The sequence below is a fragment of the Amycolatopsis sp. cmx-11-32 genome, from assembly GCF_047608695.1.
GTDB lineage: Bacteria > Actinomycetota > Actinomycetes > Mycobacteriales > Pseudonocardiaceae > Amycolatopsis.
This window is the reverse complement of record NZ_JADNQN010000014.1, coordinates 13,479-29,333: the sequence shown is the minus strand read 5'-3', so window position 1 is coordinate 29,333 and position 15,855 is coordinate 13,479. Positions and strand designations below refer to the sequence as shown.

Below are 15,855 nucleotides of genomic sequence, written 5' to 3'. Positions count from 1 at the left end.
CCCACGTTGTCGTCCGGGAACCCGCAGTCATGACCGAGTTGCCCGGCATACGTTCCCTGTGGCTCGACACCGCCCCCGCTCCCGATCGCACCGGCACGCCGCTACCGCGGGAGACCGACGTCGCCGTCCTGGGCGGCGGGATCGCGGGACTCACCACGGCCTACCGGCTGGCGAAGGCGGGGCGATCGGTACTGGTCCTGGAAGCAGGCCGCCTGGCGGCAGGGGTGTCCGGGCACACCACGGCGAAGATCAGCACGCAGCACGGGGTCAAGTACGCCTCGCTCGCCAAGACCAAAGGCGTCGAAGCCGCCGCGATGTACGCCTACACCCAAGCCGCGGCCCTGGAATGGATCGCGACAACCGCCACTGAACTCGGCATCGAGTGCGGTTTCACCCGCGCCGACAGCTTCGTGTACACGACCAAGCCTGAAACGTTGGAAAGCCTTGAACGAGAAGCGGAAGCAGCCGCCGAAGCCGGTCTTCCCGCCTCCTTCGTCGCCGACGTCGATCTCGCCGTGGCGGCGGTCGGAGCGGTCAAATTCGCCGCGCAGGCCCATTTCCACCCCCGTCGGTGGCTTCTCGGCCTGGCCGACGAGATCGAACGCGCGGGCGGCACTATCATGGAGGGCGTCCGCGCGGAGGGCGTCGACGAACTCGGCGGCACCAAGGTGCGCACCAGTTCCGGCGACGTGCGGGCGGCCGAGGTGGTGGTGGCGACCCATTACCCGATGCTGGACCGCGGCCTGTTCTTCGCCCGGCTCGATCCGGTGCGGGACCTCGTGGTCGCCGGTCCCGTCAAGGGCGGCCGGTCGCCGGACGGGATGTTCCTCGACGCCGACACGCACCATTCGGTCCGCGGCTACCTCAACGACGGCGTCCCGTACGCGGTCGCGGGTGGCGAGCACTACCGCGTCGGTGACTCGGTCGACGTCGAGAGCCGCTACGAACGGCTGGCCGGCTGGGCGAGTGCGCACGCCGGGATGCCAAGGGCGACCCACCGCTGGTCCGCCCACGACCTGTCCACTTTGGACTCGGTGCCGTACGTCGGGCGGTATCACCCGGCGAGCCGCCATCTCTGGGTCGCCACCGGCTTCGGGCAGTGGGGTATGACGGGCGGCACCGCGGCCGGGTTCCTGCTGGCGGATCTGCTGACCGGCCGGGACAACCCCGCGGCGAGCCTGTACGACCCGAACCGCTTCGACCTCGGTTCCGCGATCAGCACCGTCGAGAACAGCGCGACGGTCGCGAAGTTCTTGGTGGGTGACCATCTCAGCGCGTTGCGCAAGCCCGCGTCCTTGGCGGAACTCGCGCTCGACGAGGCCAAGGTGACCCGTGACGGCGGCGAACTCGTCGCCGCTTACCGCGATCCGGACGGCGAACTGCACGCCGTCGGCGCCCATTGCACCCACCTCGGCTGCCTGGTCGCGTTCAACAACGCGGAGAAGACCTGGGACTGCCCTTGCCACGGTTCCCGGTTCGGCGTGGACGGATCGGTGCTTCAAGGACCGGCCGTGCGCCCGCTGCCGAAGAAGCGGGAGCGGCGATGACCGGAATCGGCGTCGAAGAGGAATTCCTGCTGGTCGACCCGAGAACCGGGGTGAGCTGTCCGCGCGCCGAAGTGGTGCTCGCGCGGCACGGTGTCTGCTGTCCGCTGCCTGAAGGCGCCGCCGTGCGCCGCGAACCGCGGCCGACGCAGATCCTGGCCACCACCGGCGTCTGCGACACAGCGGATGAGCTGTACCGGCAGCTGATCGCCGGGCGGCGCACCCTCGCCGAGGCGGCGGCCGGGGAGGATTGTGCCATCATCGCCTCCGGCACTCCCTTGCTCGGCGAAACGGACGAGGACTGCGGATGTCAGGTGCACGTCGGTGTGCCCGATCGCGAGGTCGCGGTCGCCGTCGTGAACCACCTGGTGCCCTGGCTGCCCACGCTGCTGGCCCTGTCCGGCAACTCTCCGTTCCACCGCGGTCACGACACCGGCTACGACAGCTGGCGGACGATGGAGCGGAGCCGATTCCCCGGTTCGGACCTCCCGCCCTACTTCACCGACGCCGCCGACTACGACCGGCAGGTCGGTCGTCTCGTGGACTGCGGGGTACTCGCGGACGAAAACCGGACGTTCTGGTTCGCGCGTCCCTCCTCGCGCCGGACGGCGGTCGAGGTACGCGTGGCCGATACCGCGTCCACTGTGGACGAAGCGGTGCTACAGGCCCTGCTGACCCGCGCGCTGGTGCGTACCGCGCTCGACGATCTGGACCGCGGTGTTCCGGCCGAACCGCTGGATCCGCAGATCGCCGCCGCGGCGGTGTGGTCGGCCGCGCGGTACGGCCTGTCGGGCCCGGCCGTCGACCCGGTGGCCGGCAAGCAGGTCCCGGTCGCCGACAGGAACGCTTCCCTGCTCGCGCGCACCGCCCCGGCACTGGAGGACACCGGCGACCTCGCGTTGGTGCGTACCCTGCTCGGACGGCTCGAGAACGAGGGCACCGGGGCGGCACGACAGCGCCGGGCCGCCGTCGACGGCGATATCGCGGTCCTGCGGATGCTCACCGGAGAAACGGTTCCGGTCGCCTAGATCGGGTACTCAGTTCGCATGACGACGATCGACCGTACGGTGGCCGCCGCACTACCTCGGACCCGTGGCTCGCTCTCCGCCCCGCAATCGACGCCCTAACAGGCGAACGCCGCAACGGCTTCGACCTCGAAGCGGCGGCACGCGCGGACCCCTTCGGCGAAGATCTGCAGCTCGCGCTGCACGTCTATTCGGAGGTGGCCGGGCCGAGCAGGCGCATTCCCGGCTGTTCGCGGAGCTGTTGACCGCGGCGGGCCTGTCCGACGGCTACCGCGCCTGCCTCGATCATGTCCCGGCCCGCAAACTCGCGACGGTGAACATGATGTCGCTGTTCGCCCTGCACCGGAGCCCGCGCGGCGCGCTCGTCGGGCATTTCGCCGTCGCCGAGATCACCACCGTGCCCGCCGCCCGTCGCATGGGCCAAGCTTGGGAACGGCTCGGCGGAGCGGCGGCATGCCGGTACTTCTACACCGAGCACATCGAGGCCGACGCGGTGCACGAACAGGCGCTCCGGCACGACGTCGTCGGCGACCTGCTGGAGGACCGGCTGTCCGGACACCTCATGCGGTCCTGGACGGCCGGGGAGTCCCTCACTCATCCGGCCGCTGCCGTGAGCGGCTCGACCAGCCCTCTACCAGCATCGGACCGCGGGGTTCGGTCCGCACCCGTGTCCTCTTGCTGTTCGCGGTCATGGGGTCTCCGATTCACCGTTGATCCTTCCGGCTGCCCCGGCCTCGTGGTGCCGGACGTCCACAATGACCCGCGCGTCAGGGGTTACTTCGCCGGGGAACGGGTAGTCGACCGGCAAAGGAGGCATCGATGACGAACCACCATGACGACCCGAAGCACAACAGCGACCAACAGGACGAAGAGGACCGGCAGGAGACCCGAGGCGAGCAAGGTACCTCTTCCGGCGATCCCCACGACGACACCGACCCTCAGTCCGGCTGATCCCGGCCCTGGGCCGGGCGGGTGTTTCGTGGTGTCACGGGATATCCGCCCGGCTGGGGTAATGCCGGTGAACGAACGTGCGGCCGCGTCGTTCTTGCGGCGGCGTACTCCTCATCGCCTCGGTGCACTTGGCGAAGCGATGAGCGTGCGGGCGAAGCCTCACCGGACGGGACCGGCCTCGAACACCTTCACCATGTCCCGCATCAAGCCGTTGTCCGACGGCAGCGCGCGCAGCGCCGCGACCGCCCGCCCCTGCACCGAAGAGCACCAGCGCCACCAGGAATCGAGGTTCTCCCCTCGTCCAGCCTCTTCGGCGGGGACGAGTGCCGGCCAGCCGAGCGCGTCGGCCTGCGCCGTCAGGGTGCCGCCGCCGACGACGGGGTCCACCGCCAAAACGGGAACACCCGCCCGCAACCCCAGCACCAGGCCGTCCAGCCGGGTCGTGACCACCACGTCCAGATGCGACAGGATCGACGTGAACTGGTCGGGCGTCGCACAACGCGCCCAGTCCGAAGACGTCAGGCTCGGGTCGAGGGGCACCCGCCCGCAGTCGATTCCGGTGAGCCACCTCGTCACGCTGGACCGGACGGCGGTAGGTTCCGGCTCGAGGATCAGGCCCGCCACCAGCACCTCGTCCGTCTTGGCGTCGATCGAGAGGTCCGGGGTGGCGATCCCCTGGTGGTCGCGGGCCAGCACCTGATCGAACCCGGTGACCGCGTCATCATCGGGATCGGTCACCGATACCCCGACGGCGATCCGATGACAGTGCGCGAAGCGCCGGTGCACCTCGCGTACCTGCCTGCCCCGCGCGGCACCGGAGACGAACACGACATGGCTGTACCTCGCCGGATCCACCTCCTCGTAGTTCAGGCCCTGCTGCCGATGAGACGGCCCCCACGCCAGCTCATGCGGCACCTCCGCCAGTGACAGCGCGGCATCGACCCTTCGCATCCCGAGCACGTCCACCGGAGTCGCCTTACCGTGACGGAAACTCGCCCATCCGATTACCAAAGCTCGCATATCTCACGCGTACCCGGCTTCGCCCGATTCACACGGGTTTCCTCGAATTGCCGTCCGGGTAGACCGTCGGTATGAAGGCTCTCGCTCTCGTTTGCTCGCTCAAACCTTCGCCATCGGCATCGAGCAGTGCTCTGATCGCCCAACAGGTGCTCGACAAAATGACGGAACGCGGTGTCACCGGTGAATTGGTGCGGGTCGTCGACCACGACGTCAAACCCGGGGTCGAAGCCGATATGGGCGACGGCGACGCCTGGCCGGAGATCCGCCGAAAGATCGTGGCCGCGGACATCCTGCTGCTCTCGACCCCGACTTGGGTCGGTCACATGTCCAGCGTGGCGCAACGGGTGCTGGAACGACTCGACGCGGAATTGTCCGAAACGGATGACGAGGGCAGGCCCGGCATGTTCGGCAAGGTCGGGATCACCGCCGTGGTCGGCAACGAGGACGGTGCGCACAAGGTCACCGCGGACCTGTTCCAGGCGCTCAGCGACACCGGTTTCACCGTGCCCGCCCAGGGCGGGACCTATTGGAACGGTGAGGCGATGAAGGGCGGCGACTACAACGACCTCGACGAAACGCCGGAAGCGGTCGAATCGACCAACTCGACGGTCGCCCGCAATGCCGTCCACCTCGCGAAGCTGCTGAAAGAGAAGCAATATCCCGCGTCGTGATCGACCACGACGCGTAATTCGGCGGGTAGGCCACATTCACGAATCGGCATCCAGCCGCTGGACAAGACGGCGGGCGGGCAACGCCATCGCCCCGAGTCCGATCGACGTGGTGACCTCGTTCGTGGGGGTGACGAGCAGGTGATCGATCTCTTCGACGAGTTTGCGGCATTGATCGAGCTTGTCCGGGTCGCCCGAACGGACCGTCTCGGCGAGCGCTTCGAGCAGGTCGCCGACCACCCCGCGCGCGTACATGCCAGGATGCCGGAACGGCTGCCCGCTCTGGGCGGTTTCGCTGACCGCGTCGATCAGCTGGGCGAGCGGCGGCCACAGCGAAATGAGGTTCGCCAGCGGCTCTTCCCGTGTCTCACGCCGGCGGCGAAGATTCAGGTAGCGGCCCTCCCTCGTCCAGCCGATCGCCTCCTCCGCCTCCGCGACCAGACTGCGGACGTCGCGCAGTCGCTCGTGCAGGGAGTCCGGCGCTTCGGGTGGCTCGCCGCCGCGGACCAGAGTGGCGGTCTCTTTGAGGACGTCCTCGATCGCCGACACGAGCCGGGATGTCGCCGTCCCCAGTCGTTCTCCGTGCAGTGGCGGCAAGATGACCGCGTTCAGCACCACGCCGATCGCCGCGCCCAGCGCGGTCTCCAGCAACCGGTCGGCGAGCAGGACGGGTTCGGTCGCGTTGCCGTAGGAGATCAGCAGCATGCCGGTGATCCCGACCCAGACGCCCGAATCACCGAACCCTCGCCACGTGCCGATCAGCAACCCGGCGAAGACGACCAGGCCGAGAGCCACCGTCACGGACGGGATCACCTGGCCGGCGCCCGCCGCCAGCAGCACTCCCGCGGTGACCGCGCCGACCTGCTGTGCCCAGCCGCGCACGGACCGGTAAACGGTGGCCTGCACCAGGAACACGGCCGCGTACGGCGCCAGAAAAGGTTGCGGCAGCTCAAGGACCGAGGTCGCGACGATCCAGGCGATCACTGCCGCCGCCGCGGCCTTCGCGGTCTGGATGAGATTTCGCCGTTCCTCCCCGTGGACCCGGACCACCCTGCCGAGCCAGGCGAACGGCGAAACCCACCGGCTTCGCGTGTTCATCATTCCCCGGTCGACGTCCCGGACACGACCACTCATCCGGGTGTCGTCTCCCCGCCGAGCGCCGCGATGACCTCGCCGCTGTAGTACGAAGAGAGCCTGTTGGACGCCAGGAAGACGTACGAAGGCGCGAGGTCGTCGGGGTGGGCCGCCCGCTCGAACGGGACCTGAAGGCCGAACTTCTCGACCTTCTCTGGCGGGAACGTCGACGGGATCAACGGTGTCCACACGGGGCCCGGCGCGACACAGTTGATCCGGACGCCCCGATCGGCCAGCGACAGCGCCATGGCGTAGGTCCAGGCATGCACGGCGCCCTTGGTCGCGGAGTAGTCGATGAGGGATTTGTTGCCCCGCAAGCCGTTCACCGAGCCGGTGTTGATGATCGCCGCGCCCCTCCCCAGATGCGGCAACGCGGCGTTGGTCACCCGGAAGAAGCTGTGGATGTTCACGTCGAAGGTATGAGTCCACTGCTCGTCGGTGAGTTCTTCCGGCGAGTCGACCGGCCACTGGGTGGCGATGTTGTTGACCAGGATGTCGAGCCCGCCGAGCGCACTCACCGTCCGGTCCACGATCTCGCGGCACTGTGCCGGCTCGGCCAGGTCGCCGGGCAGGAGGAGGCACTCGCGCCCCTCCGCCCGGACGCGCCCCTCGGTGTACTTCGCGTCCTCGTGCTCGTTGAGGTAAGCGATCGCGACGTCGGCGCCTTCCTTCGCGAAGGCGATGGCGACCGCGCGGCCGATGCCGGAGTCACCGCCCGTGATCAAGGCGCGTTTACCGCCCAGCAGGTCACGGCCTTCGTAGTCCTCCATGGAGTCACGGGGAGGCGGGTCCATTTTCGACGTCACGCCCGGCGGGTCCTGCTGCTGCGGCGGCCTCAACCTGTCTGCCATCGGTACTCCTCGGATCGGGTGCTTTCCGCGCCATGGGTACCCGGGTGAACGCGCCTCTGAACATGGGTACCGAAAGACCCCTTCCGGTACCCATGTCCGGCGGTCCGCGGCGACCCTCCGGTACCGGATCGTCCGCAGCGTCCGCCGGATGCATACCGGCCGCACGCGCAGTTCGCCGTCGTCGACTCATTCGAGCCGCGCGGTCCATTGACCGGAAGGACCGCGCGGCTCGAACGATCACCCTTCGGACGAGCTACCCGGCAGGGTGCGCACGGCCTTGTGGCGCAGCGACTCGAAGGCGTGCTTCCGCGCCCGGCGCCCCGCTATCGGGACCGCGGCGGCGAACGGGTTCGGCTCCCGCTGCCGTTCGGCGGCGAACGCGCTGACCAAACGAGAGACCGCGTAGCGTCCGGCGACGTTGGCACGCTGAAGAAGCCCGGCGTCCACGACGGATTCGAGAAGCTCGTCGGCGGTCTCGATCATGATGCCCATCGCGGCGGCGACACCGATCGATGTCGTCCAGCCCGCCCCGCTCTGTCCGAAGTGGTGGATGACTTCACGCCCGGCAGGCGAAAGATGTTCGTACGCCGAGGTGAACCGATCCCGGACGTTGACGTCACCCACACAGAGGCTGTCCATGAACCGTTCGCGGTCGGCGAGCTGACCCGCCGTGTACGCGACCGTCCATTCCGGACGCGCGGCGATCTTGCGGCCGACGATGTTGATCGCCAGCGGAAGGTCACCGCACAGATCGGCGATCGTGTCGGTGGCGCTGTGTTCCGCACGGACCCGGCTCGGACCGGCGATCCGGCCGATCAACGTTAGCGATTCCTTGCGGGTGAACGTATCCAGCTCGACACGGTTCGTGTCCTCCAGTCCGAGCAGCCGGGCGCGGCTGGTCACCACGACCTGACTGTGCGGCGCCTGGCCGAGCAACGGCCGCACCTGCCCCTCGTCGCTGACCCCCGCGAGGAGCACGAACAACCGGCGTTCCGCCAGGAGGGATCGGTACAGGCCGATGCGCTGCATCGGGTCGTCGGGCACGAGATGCGCCGGCACGCCGAGTGCGCGCAGGAAGCCGCGCACGATCCCGTTGGCCGAGCGGCCACCGGTTCCGTTGTTGCTCAGGTCGGCGTGAAGCTGCCCGTCCGGGAAGTCGGCGGCGACCCTTTCGGCGAGCCGCAACGCGAAGGCGGTTTTACCTACCCCGATCGGACCACTGATGAGCAGCGGCACTTTGACCGGGCCGGTCGCCCCGATCATCTCGGCGGCGTCGGCGAGGTCCCGCTCCCTGCCGACGAAAGTCCTCGACCCCATGGGCAGCTGGGCCGGACGGGCGAGATGGACGACCCCGGATGCCAGCACGTGCGCGCCGTCCATCGGCATCTCGGCAGGCGGTGGTGCGGGAGCACGTTCCTCGCGCCCCTCGACGCCACCGCCCGTTTGCCCGGCGAGACTCCGCCAACGCCGTTCCCACGCCGCGCGGTCGCCGCCGCACGCGGCAACGAACGCCAGTGTCACGGCGAGAGTGGGCAGCCGGTGGCCGCTGGCCGCGCTGGACAGCACGGACGGCGCGAACAGCGCCGTCCTGGCGAGTTCCCGGTAGCTCCGGTTCCCCGCCCGGTTCCGTAATACCCGCAGATCATGAGCGAATGCGGCGATCGGACCAGCGGAGCCGTCCAACGGTCTCTCGGGTCTGCCCATGCCTTCTCCTCCCCTGGATGAGGCAACGCGATCGCGCTGCGTGACCGACATCCTTTGCGGCCTTCGTAGTCACAACACTAAAGGACCAATGAGGCTTGCAGCAGATACAAATAGGTGACTCAATGTGCAAAGTCCAATAGAAGGACGCGGAAATTCACCCCCTTGGCGGCACCGGATAGGGTTCTCACATGTCTGACCGCTCCCCCTCTCTCCGCTCTGCGACTGCCGCCGCCGAAGTGTTCAACGGCTTCACGAATGCCGACACGTCATGGCCTCGACTCAACAAAACTGCGTCCGATCAAAGAGGGCTCTCCGCGATCGACCTGTCACAGGCCGCACAATTCTTCTTCGCTGATTGAACTCCTGGGGATGCCGTATCCGGTACCCGCGGGAAGGCGAGCCCGCCCCCTCCGACGACGGGGTCCGGACCTGGCGGAAGACCTGGGGCACCAGCCTGCCGTCCGTCGACCTCGTCCACCTGACGGACGCGGGCATCGACACGGCCGTGAAGGCGCACGCGGACCTCTCGGGTGTCGTCGTCTCAGTCGGCGTACGCTCGGCTCGACCGCGGCTGCCAAGGCACTGTATCCATTGCGGCCCAACATGATCGTGCCGCAAGACTCGGTCACGCCCAGGCCGCGGCGGTGATCGCGGAGGCGGGGACGAGATCCCCACCCCCGTGGGCAGGCCCGTGTCACTGGCCAAGATTTTCGACGAATACTTTCACGTCGCCTTCACTATGGGGCGCCACGGGTGACCGGGGAACGAACAGTGGAGAGTAGTGGAAAAATGGTAACCGGGATGACGTCAGACGGATTGCTTCGGAGCTGCCCCGCGCCTACGAGGCGACGGTACGGGACCCGGCGAAGCTCCGCGTAGGGCGAATCGTGTTCCTTTCACTCTCGCTGACGAAACCGTACTGGGATTCAGCTATCCCATATAGGAGCGGGAAGCACTCGCGGGAGGCTAGCCGGATAAGTTCAGGGTGCCGATTTTCTCCGATATGCGCTATCAGCGGGTTCGCGTCCGACTGTCCGCGCTTGATTACGAAGAGTTACGAGAGCTGATCGCTTGGGCGGAATACCTCGAAAAGGACCCGAGCTGACCCACGCCTTTCGCAGTGAGCCGTTCAGCCCTTTCGACTACCCTTTTCGGTCGCGTGAATTCTCCTTCGGGCGATCGGAAAGGCAGTTTCTGGACAAATCCGCACTCCCCGGGTTGCCGTGCAGTGAAGCTTGGGTCGTGAAGGCCTCTTTCCCTACCTTGAGAGCAGGTAAGGAGGCCTTCACGGCATTCGGGACGGGTCGCGCCGGATGCGAAGGTCAAGCTTCCTCGACTGAGCCGAGGACACCCAGGGCGCGAGGCCGTGGCACACCGCTCCCTACGCCGGGCCAGCGACGCAGTAAAGGCAGCTGCGGTCACACTGAGGCGACCGCAAGTAGCCGACTACTTGCGGGGGCTGCGATCAGAGGGTGGCTTCGTAGGCGGTGGCGAGTCGCTCCAGCACACCGGACCCGTCCCGGTCCGGCGCCCGCTCGCCGAGATGGACGGCCCGCAGTTCGGTCATGAACTCCGCCCACAGTTCCGGCCCGCCCGCGGCCAGCAGTTCGGCCCGCACCTTCAGACGCTTCGTGGTCGGGCGGTGGGTCAAACCCCACGAACCGAGCTGGGCGAACACGGGCACCAGCTGGATCGACGCCTCGGTCAGGCTGTACGCGGCCCGCTTCCCGGGACCGACGTCCTCACGGGTCAGCAGACCGGCCTTGACCAGCCGTTTCAGCCGGTCGGCCAGGATGTTGGACGCGATCCCTTCTTCGGATCCGGCGAGCAGTTCGCGGAAATAGCGCCGGGTGCCGAACATGATGTCCCGCAGCACGAGCAGGCTCCAGCTGTCGCCGAATGCCTCGATCGCGGCGTTGATCGGGCAGCCCGAGCGAGCGGGTTCCGCCATGCGCCTCACCTCCGGAAGAAGTGGTTGCAAACTACCATCGCCCACTCTACGGTGAGCAAACCGATTGCACAACGCAAGCAGCAGGAGGCGGGATGCTCGAACCACAGACCGCGAACGGAAAGGTGCTCTGGCACTTCACGATGTCCCTGGACGGCTTCGTCGCGGGCCCAGGTCACAGCATGGACTGGATGGCGGGCACCACGTCCCGGCCGGGCCTGGTCACCGAGTACGCGACGACCACTGGCGCGATCCTCGGCGGCCGCGACGGTTGGGACGCCTACCCCGATCCCAACGGTATCTACGGCGGCGACTGGCAAGGGCCGCTCTTCGTCCTTACCAGCCATCCCGAAGACGCGACACCCACCGAGGGAGTCACCTTCCTGAACTGCGGCCCGGCCGAAGCGGTGCGGATCGCACTGGAGGCGGCAGGCGGGAAGAACCTCGAAGTGTTCTCGCCGAACATCGGCCGCCAGCTGCTCCAACTCGGGTTGATCGACGAGATCGACCTGCACATCGCACCGGTCCTGCTCGGTGACGGCATCCGGCTGTACGACAACCCGGGCGGCACGCCGATCCGCCTCCACGGACTCGGCAAAGTGGACCCGTTCGCCGAAGTCGACGTCCGCTTCAAGCCCATCTAGAGAGTTCTACGTCACGCAGAATATTTTCGACATTGTGCAGATTTTTCTCTGCACTGTGTCATAGTGACCTTGTGACAGCGAAGCGTCGTGACGCACCGAGCAAAGGCGACCAACGAGAACAGGCGATCCTGGACGCCGCCGAGACCTTGCTCGAACGGGAGCGCACCGAGCCGATGACCGTCGAGTCGATCGCCAAGGGCGCCGGACTCTCCCGCGGCTCGCTGTACTTCTACTTCGGATCGAAACAAGAGGTCCTCGCCGCACTGGTCGCACGCACCGTCGCCCGGTTGCACATGGACGACCGGTCCATCGACGTCGGCCCGCCCGCGCGCGACATCGTGCGAAGGGCCGTGGAGCTCACGGCCGACGCATGGCGTGAGCACGGAACCGTGATGCGAGCGGCGGTCGAGTTCAGCGCCGAAGTGCCCGAGATCGCCCGGCTGTGGCACGCCACCATCATCAACAACACCGAGGCCATGGCCCGCGTCCTCGTCGCGGCCGGCCTGTCCGATGAGGACGGTCCGGCCGGTGCGGCGTCGCTCGCCGGCGCGCTCTGCTGGATGACCGAACGCAACTTCTACCACGCGTCAACACAACCCGGCGGCCTGGCTCGGATGACCGAGACGATGGTCGAGATCTGGTGCCGCGTCCTACCTGGAGAGTGACCATGCTATTCCTGATCACCGGTGTCAGCGGCGGCCTCGGCCGGGCTTTCGCCCAAGGAGCCCTCGACGCCGGGCACACGGTCGTCGGCACGGTCCGCCGCGACGACGACCTCGCGGCGTTCGAAGCGCTCGCGCCGGGGCGCTCGCACGCGCGACGGCTGGATGTTACCGACGACGACGCGGTGTACTCCGTCGTGGAGGAGATCGAGACGCGGGTCGGACCGATCGACGTGCTCATCGCGAACGCCGGCTACGGGCACGAGGGCGTGTTCGAGGAGTCACCGCTTTCGGAGCTGCGAGCACAGTTCGCCGTCAACGTGTTCGGTGTGGCCGCCACTGTCCACGCGGTACTGCCGCACATGCGGAACCGCCGCGCCGGGCACGTGTTCGCGGTCAGCTCCATGGGCGGACTGATGACCGTGCCGGGGTTGGCCTACTACTGCGGCAGCAAGTACGCCGTGGAGGGCATTCTGGAGACCGTCGCCAAGGAAGTCGCGGACTTCGGCGTGCACGTGACGATCATCGAACCCGGGTCGTTCCGCACGGACTGGGCGGGCCGATCGATGGTCCGCACCGAACGGTCCATCCAGGACTACGACAAGCTGTTCGAGCCGATCCGTGCGGCGCGACAGGCGGCGAGTGGCAACCAGCTGGGCGATCCGGCCATGGCCGCCGAGGCCGTCTTGCGAGTCTTGGAGGCGAAGAATCCTCCTGTGCACCTGGTATTGGGCTCGGACGCGCTGCGACTGGTCGCGGCCGGCCGCTCGGCGGTCGAACAGGACCTGCGTGCGTGGGAAGAGCTGTCACGCTCCACCGACTTCCCGGACGGCCACCAGATCGCGTCGAACTGACGTCCGGTTCAGTTCCGGTTCCCGTAAGACTGCTCGCACGGGTACCCGTCGCGATCGGCGTCCCAGCTCAACGGGCGTCCCGCGGTCACCCAGGCGTTGAACGCGTAGGTGAACGAGTACCCCTCGGCGAACAGACGCTGACACGAAGTAGGACTCGGCGCCACGGGTGCCCGAGTGACGGTCACCGGCGGCTCCACCACGACCACCGAAGTGGGTGGTGGTGCGACGACCGCGGTGGTCGTCGACGGCGGCACGATCTCCCGCACCACGGTGACCGGTGTCCCGGCGGTCCGCGTCCCGCAACCACCCAGTGCCGCAACGGAAACGACGGCACCCGCCGAAACCAGCAGTGCCGTGATCATCCTGTTCATATCTTGGCCTTCCGGTGGAACCGCCGAATCCTCACCAGAGGAGATCGGCGATTTCACCGGCGGCGTCTCGGATTTCCCGCGATCGGAGCCGCAAGTCCCCGGAAGTCGGGAGCTTCGGCACGGATCACGCCGGGCCGGAAGACTCTAGGCCTGGACGACATTCACCATCCACGAGATACCGAACCTGTCGGTGCAGGCACCGAATTCGTCACCCCACATCTGCTTTTCGAAAGGAACGGAGACGGTGCCGCCGTCGGAAAGTTTCTCCCAGTATCCGCGCAATTCCTCACCGTCGTCACCGCTGAGACTGACCGACAGGTTGGTGCCGGGATCGTGTTCCATTCCCGGTGGCGTGTCCGACGCCATGATCGTGTAGCCACTCGGCGAATCGAGCTGGCTGTGCATGATCTGGTTTTCCACCGGCGAACCCGCCATACCGGACTCGCCGAACGTGTTCAGCGTCAGTTCTCCGCCGAACACCGACTTGTAGAATTCCATGGCTTGCCGGGCGTCGCCGGCGAAGCTGATGTAGGGATTGAGACGGGAAGCCACTGGACACTCCTTCGAGTCGAGTCACGAGCATCCTGGCAGACGCCGCCGAACGCGACAACGACCGGACTACGGCCGGGTGAATTCCTTCGCGCAACGAAAATTCGACCCCGTTCACCGAATGCGGTGAGCGATTTCCCGAACGCGCTCCGATAGCCGACGTGGCGGTGCCATGAATGCCGCTTCGATGTCGACACATGCCCGCGCTTCGAATCCGTTCCGCGACAGCCGACCGGTTCGGCGAAACCCGCGGACTTCTGCCGGTTGCCCGGCGGACCCAGCGCCGCCCCGGTCAGCTGGTGCGGGCCGGTGTCACGGGCGAACCTGTACCGCATGACGCACTCCCGCACGATGCCGCCCATCGACGACGTTCCGGCACGGACGGTGATCTGCTTGGTCGTCCGGTCCGGCATCACCGGAAGGGCGTCGCACGCGCTACTGGACGGCGCGATCTCCTACGCCCGCTCACATCGGGACCATGACGGCCAGCCCGGCACAAGGGTCTCGTGAGCGGCAAGTCGCGTTAGAGCGACTCTTAGTGACCTACCCACGCCTGACCAGCAAGGCCATCCCACCCCAGCCCAGCCGAGTGGGGAAGATTGGGGACGTTCAACGTCCCCAATCTTCCCCACTCGACTCTTTCCCACCTCACCATCCCGGTACGCCCCTTAACGCCCACGAGGCCTCGCCTCGTCGCAGACCTGACGGGGGAGCCGATTCGCCACCACCTCGCCACGCGTAGGGCGCCTTCCCCGTATGGCATGCGGGGAAGGCGCCCTACACCCCGCGCCCAGAACGACGAAACTCAACGAAAGGGTCAATACTCGATAGCTACCGATTGACTTTCGATAGATTGCGCGCGAAACTCGATGCATGATCACAGCGCAACGGGCGGTCGCGCCCCTCAGAGTGTTCCTCGTGTTGCTGTTCGGGGTCCTGGTCCTCTTCCAGACCATGTCCCTGCCCGGCCAGTTCGCGCATATGGCGCGGCAGGACCCCGACATGGCTTATCTGCGCTGGCCCGCGACAGCAGTGTCGATCTTCTGGGTGCTCTGCGTGCAGGTCGTGGTCGTCGCCACCTGGCAACTGCTCACCCTGGTCAAGAAGGACCGGATCTTCACCGAGGCGTCCCTGAGGTGGGTGGACGCCATCGTGTGGGCGATCCTCTCCGGCTGGGTCGTGCTCGCGGGTGTGTTCCTCTACGTCGGCTTCAACGCCGACGACCCGGGGCTCCCGCTCCTGTTGTTCCTCGCGGTGATCGGCGTCGCCGTGCTGTGCCTTCTGATCATCGTGCTGCGCACGCTGCTGCGGCAGGCCACCATTCTGCGATCCGACCTGGAACAGGTGATCTGATGCCGATCGTCGTCCGCATCGACGTCGAACTGGCCAAGCGCAAGATGAGTGTCGGCGAGTTCGCGGAACTCGTCGGGCTCACCCCGGCGAACGTGGCGGTGCTGAAGAACGGCCGCGCCAAGGCCGTCCGGTTCAGCACCCTGGAAGCCATGTGCCGGGTACTCCGGTGCCAGCCCGGCGACCTGCTCGAATGGATCGACGAAGAGTCCCCCGTCGTGTCGTGAAAGAGTCGCCTCACGGCCGCGGTTCGGTCATGAGACGAGCCGGGATCGTCACGTGCCGCCCATGACCGCGCGCCGAACCGGCGTCGGTCCGTCCGGACCTGCTGCACCACCCGCGGCCGCGCGGAGCGGATCGCACGACGCCCGCTGACTCAAGCCACTTCGGAGCTGCGGCCACCCGTCGTGCAGGCCGAGCATGTCCAGCAGTGTCGCGTAGTCTCCGGCGCTCGTCGCCCGCGAAGCCACGACGAGGGCGGCCTTACGACGGATCGTTTCCTGCTCCGGCGAGTCCTGGCCACCTGGCGGCAGGTCGGGGACCGGGTGGAGCCCGAGTTCGTTCCTCATCAGTTCCCCTT

The 15,855-nt window shown here is 67.3% G+C and carries 19 protein-coding genes; 11 read left to right on the top strand and 8 right to left on the bottom strand.

Annotation, left to right across the window (positions count from 1 at the left end; translation table 11 throughout):
- Window positions 1-29: 29 nt before the first annotated feature.
- The 4 genes from ACM6LR_RS32375 (at window position 30) to ACM6LR_RS32360 (ending at window position 3,520) form a co-directional block, all read left to right on the top strand.
- Window positions 30-1,547, top strand: a complete 1,518-nt coding sequence (locus ACM6LR_RS32375) for an FAD-dependent oxidoreductase (RefSeq protein WP_414945144.1) — start codon at window positions 30-32, stop codon at window positions 1,545-1,547.
- Window positions 1,544-2,572 carry a carboxylate-amine ligase gene (locus ACM6LR_RS32370; RefSeq protein ID WP_414937873.1) on the top strand — a complete coding sequence of 343 codons (1,029 nt, stop codon included), beginning with the start codon at window positions 1,544-1,546 and terminating at the stop codon, window positions 2,570-2,572. Before ACM6LR_RS32375 ends, ACM6LR_RS32370 begins: the two co-directional genes overlap by 4 nt.
- Window positions 2,573-2,810: 238 nt before the next feature.
- A complete protein-coding gene (locus tag ACM6LR_RS32365; RefSeq protein ID WP_414945143.1) occupies window positions 2,811-3,392 on the top strand; it encodes an iron-containing redox enzyme family protein in 582 nt (193 codons plus the stop codon).
- Entirely contained in the window at window positions 3,389-3,520 is a 132-nt protein-coding gene (locus ACM6LR_RS32360) for a hypothetical protein (RefSeq protein WP_414937870.1), read from the top strand. The genes ACM6LR_RS32365 and ACM6LR_RS32360 overlap by 4 nt, the downstream gene beginning before the upstream one ends.
- 159 nt (window positions 3,521-3,679) lie before the next feature.
- Here ACM6LR_RS32360 and ACM6LR_RS32355 read toward each other — a convergent pair whose 3' ends face one another.
- Window positions 3,680-4,471 carry a polysaccharide pyruvyl transferase family protein gene (locus ACM6LR_RS32355; RefSeq protein ID WP_414937869.1) on the bottom strand — a complete coding sequence of 264 codons (792 nt, stop codon included), beginning with the start codon at window positions 4,469-4,471 and terminating at the stop codon, window positions 3,680-3,682.
- Between the two features lie 140 nt (window positions 4,472-4,611).
- Here ACM6LR_RS32355 and ACM6LR_RS32350 point away from each other — a divergent pair, with 140 nt between their 5' ends.
- Entirely contained in the window at window positions 4,612-5,211 is a 600-nt protein-coding gene (locus ACM6LR_RS32350; RefSeq protein ID WP_414937868.1) for a flavodoxin family protein, read from the top strand.
- 36 nt (window positions 5,212-5,247) lie between these two features.
- Here ACM6LR_RS32350 and ACM6LR_RS32345 read toward each other — a convergent pair whose 3' ends face one another.
- The 4 genes from ACM6LR_RS32345 to ACM6LR_RS32330 all read right to left on the bottom strand — a co-directional run bounded on the left by ACM6LR_RS32345 (window position 5,248) and on the right by ACM6LR_RS32330 (window position 10,848).
- A complete protein-coding gene (locus ACM6LR_RS32345; RefSeq protein ID WP_414937974.1) occupies window positions 5,248-6,309 on the bottom strand; it encodes an FUSC family protein in 1,062 nt (353 codons plus the stop codon).
- Between the two features lie 29 nt (window positions 6,310-6,338).
- Window positions 6,339-7,193, bottom strand: a complete 855-nt coding sequence (locus ACM6LR_RS32340) for an SDR family oxidoreductase (RefSeq protein ID WP_414937867.1) — start codon at window positions 7,191-7,193, stop codon at window positions 6,339-6,341.
- A 237-nt stretch (window positions 7,194-7,430) separates the two neighbouring features.
- Window positions 7,431-8,897 carry an NB-ARC domain-containing protein gene (locus ACM6LR_RS32335; RefSeq protein WP_414937866.1) on the bottom strand — a complete coding sequence of 489 codons (1,467 nt, stop codon included), beginning with the start codon at window positions 8,895-8,897 and terminating at the stop codon, window positions 7,431-7,433.
- A 1,465-nt stretch (window positions 8,898-10,362) separates the two neighbouring features.
- On the bottom strand, window positions 10,363-10,848 hold the full coding sequence (locus tag ACM6LR_RS32330; RefSeq protein WP_414937865.1) for a winged helix-turn-helix transcriptional regulator: 486 nt from the start codon (window positions 10,846-10,848) through the stop codon (window positions 10,363-10,365).
- 92 nt (window positions 10,849-10,940) lie between these two features.
- Between ACM6LR_RS32330 and ACM6LR_RS32325 the strand changes: the two genes are divergently transcribed.
- From ACM6LR_RS32325 to ACM6LR_RS32315, 3 genes are all read left to right on the top strand, one after another.
- On the top strand, window positions 10,941-11,489 hold the full coding sequence (locus tag ACM6LR_RS32325; RefSeq protein ID WP_414937864.1) for a dihydrofolate reductase family protein: 549 nt from the start codon (window positions 10,941-10,943) through the stop codon (window positions 11,487-11,489).
- Window positions 11,490-11,560: 71 nt separating this feature from the next.
- On the top strand, window positions 11,561-12,154 hold the full coding sequence (locus tag ACM6LR_RS32320; RefSeq protein ID WP_414937863.1) for a TetR/AcrR family transcriptional regulator: 594 nt from the start codon (window positions 11,561-11,563) through the stop codon (window positions 12,152-12,154).
- A 2-nt stretch (window positions 12,155-12,156) separates the two neighbouring features.
- Window positions 12,157-13,005, top strand: coding sequence for an oxidoreductase (locus ACM6LR_RS32315; protein WP_414937973.1), 849 nt, complete (start codon window positions 12,157-12,159; stop codon window positions 13,003-13,005).
- Between the two features lie 8 nt (window positions 13,006-13,013).
- Here ACM6LR_RS32315 and ACM6LR_RS32310 read toward each other — a convergent pair whose 3' ends face one another.
- A complete protein-coding gene (locus ACM6LR_RS32310; RefSeq protein ID WP_414937862.1) occupies window positions 13,014-13,376 on the bottom strand; it encodes a hypothetical protein in 363 nt (120 codons plus the stop codon).
- A 144-nt stretch (window positions 13,377-13,520) separates the two neighbouring features.
- Window positions 13,521-13,928 (bottom strand): VOC family protein, encoded by a 408-nt coding sequence (locus ACM6LR_RS32305; RefSeq protein ID WP_414937861.1) that lies wholly within the window; start codon window positions 13,926-13,928, stop codon window positions 13,521-13,523.
- A gap of 330 nt (window positions 13,929-14,258) precedes the next feature.
- Between ACM6LR_RS32305 and ACM6LR_RS32300 the strand changes: the two genes are divergently transcribed.
- The 3 genes from ACM6LR_RS32300 to ACM6LR_RS32290 all read left to right on the top strand — a co-directional run bounded on the left by ACM6LR_RS32300 (window position 14,259) and on the right by ACM6LR_RS32290 (window position 15,502).
- On the top strand, window positions 14,259-14,435 hold the full coding sequence (locus ACM6LR_RS32300) for a hypothetical protein (RefSeq protein WP_414937860.1): 177 nt from the start codon (window positions 14,259-14,261) through the stop codon (window positions 14,433-14,435).
- A gap of 363 nt (window positions 14,436-14,798) precedes the next feature.
- Window positions 14,799-15,278, top strand: coding sequence for a DUF2975 domain-containing protein (locus tag ACM6LR_RS32295; RefSeq protein WP_414937859.1), 480 nt, complete (start codon window positions 14,799-14,801; stop codon window positions 15,276-15,278).
- A complete protein-coding gene (locus ACM6LR_RS32290; protein ID WP_414937858.1) occupies window positions 15,278-15,502 on the top strand; it encodes a helix-turn-helix domain-containing protein in 225 nt (74 codons plus the stop codon). The genes ACM6LR_RS32295 and ACM6LR_RS32290 overlap by 1 nt, the downstream gene beginning before the upstream one ends.
- Before the next feature lie 48 nt (window positions 15,503-15,550).
- Here the strand turns inward: ACM6LR_RS32290 and ACM6LR_RS32285 are convergent, their stop codons facing one another.
- The gene (locus tag ACM6LR_RS32285; RefSeq protein WP_414937857.1) at window positions 15,551-15,844 is read right to left on the bottom strand and encodes a hypothetical protein; all 294 of its coding nucleotides are present in this window, start codon (window positions 15,842-15,844) and stop codon (window positions 15,551-15,553) included.
- Window positions 15,845-15,855 lie beyond the last annotated feature (11 nt).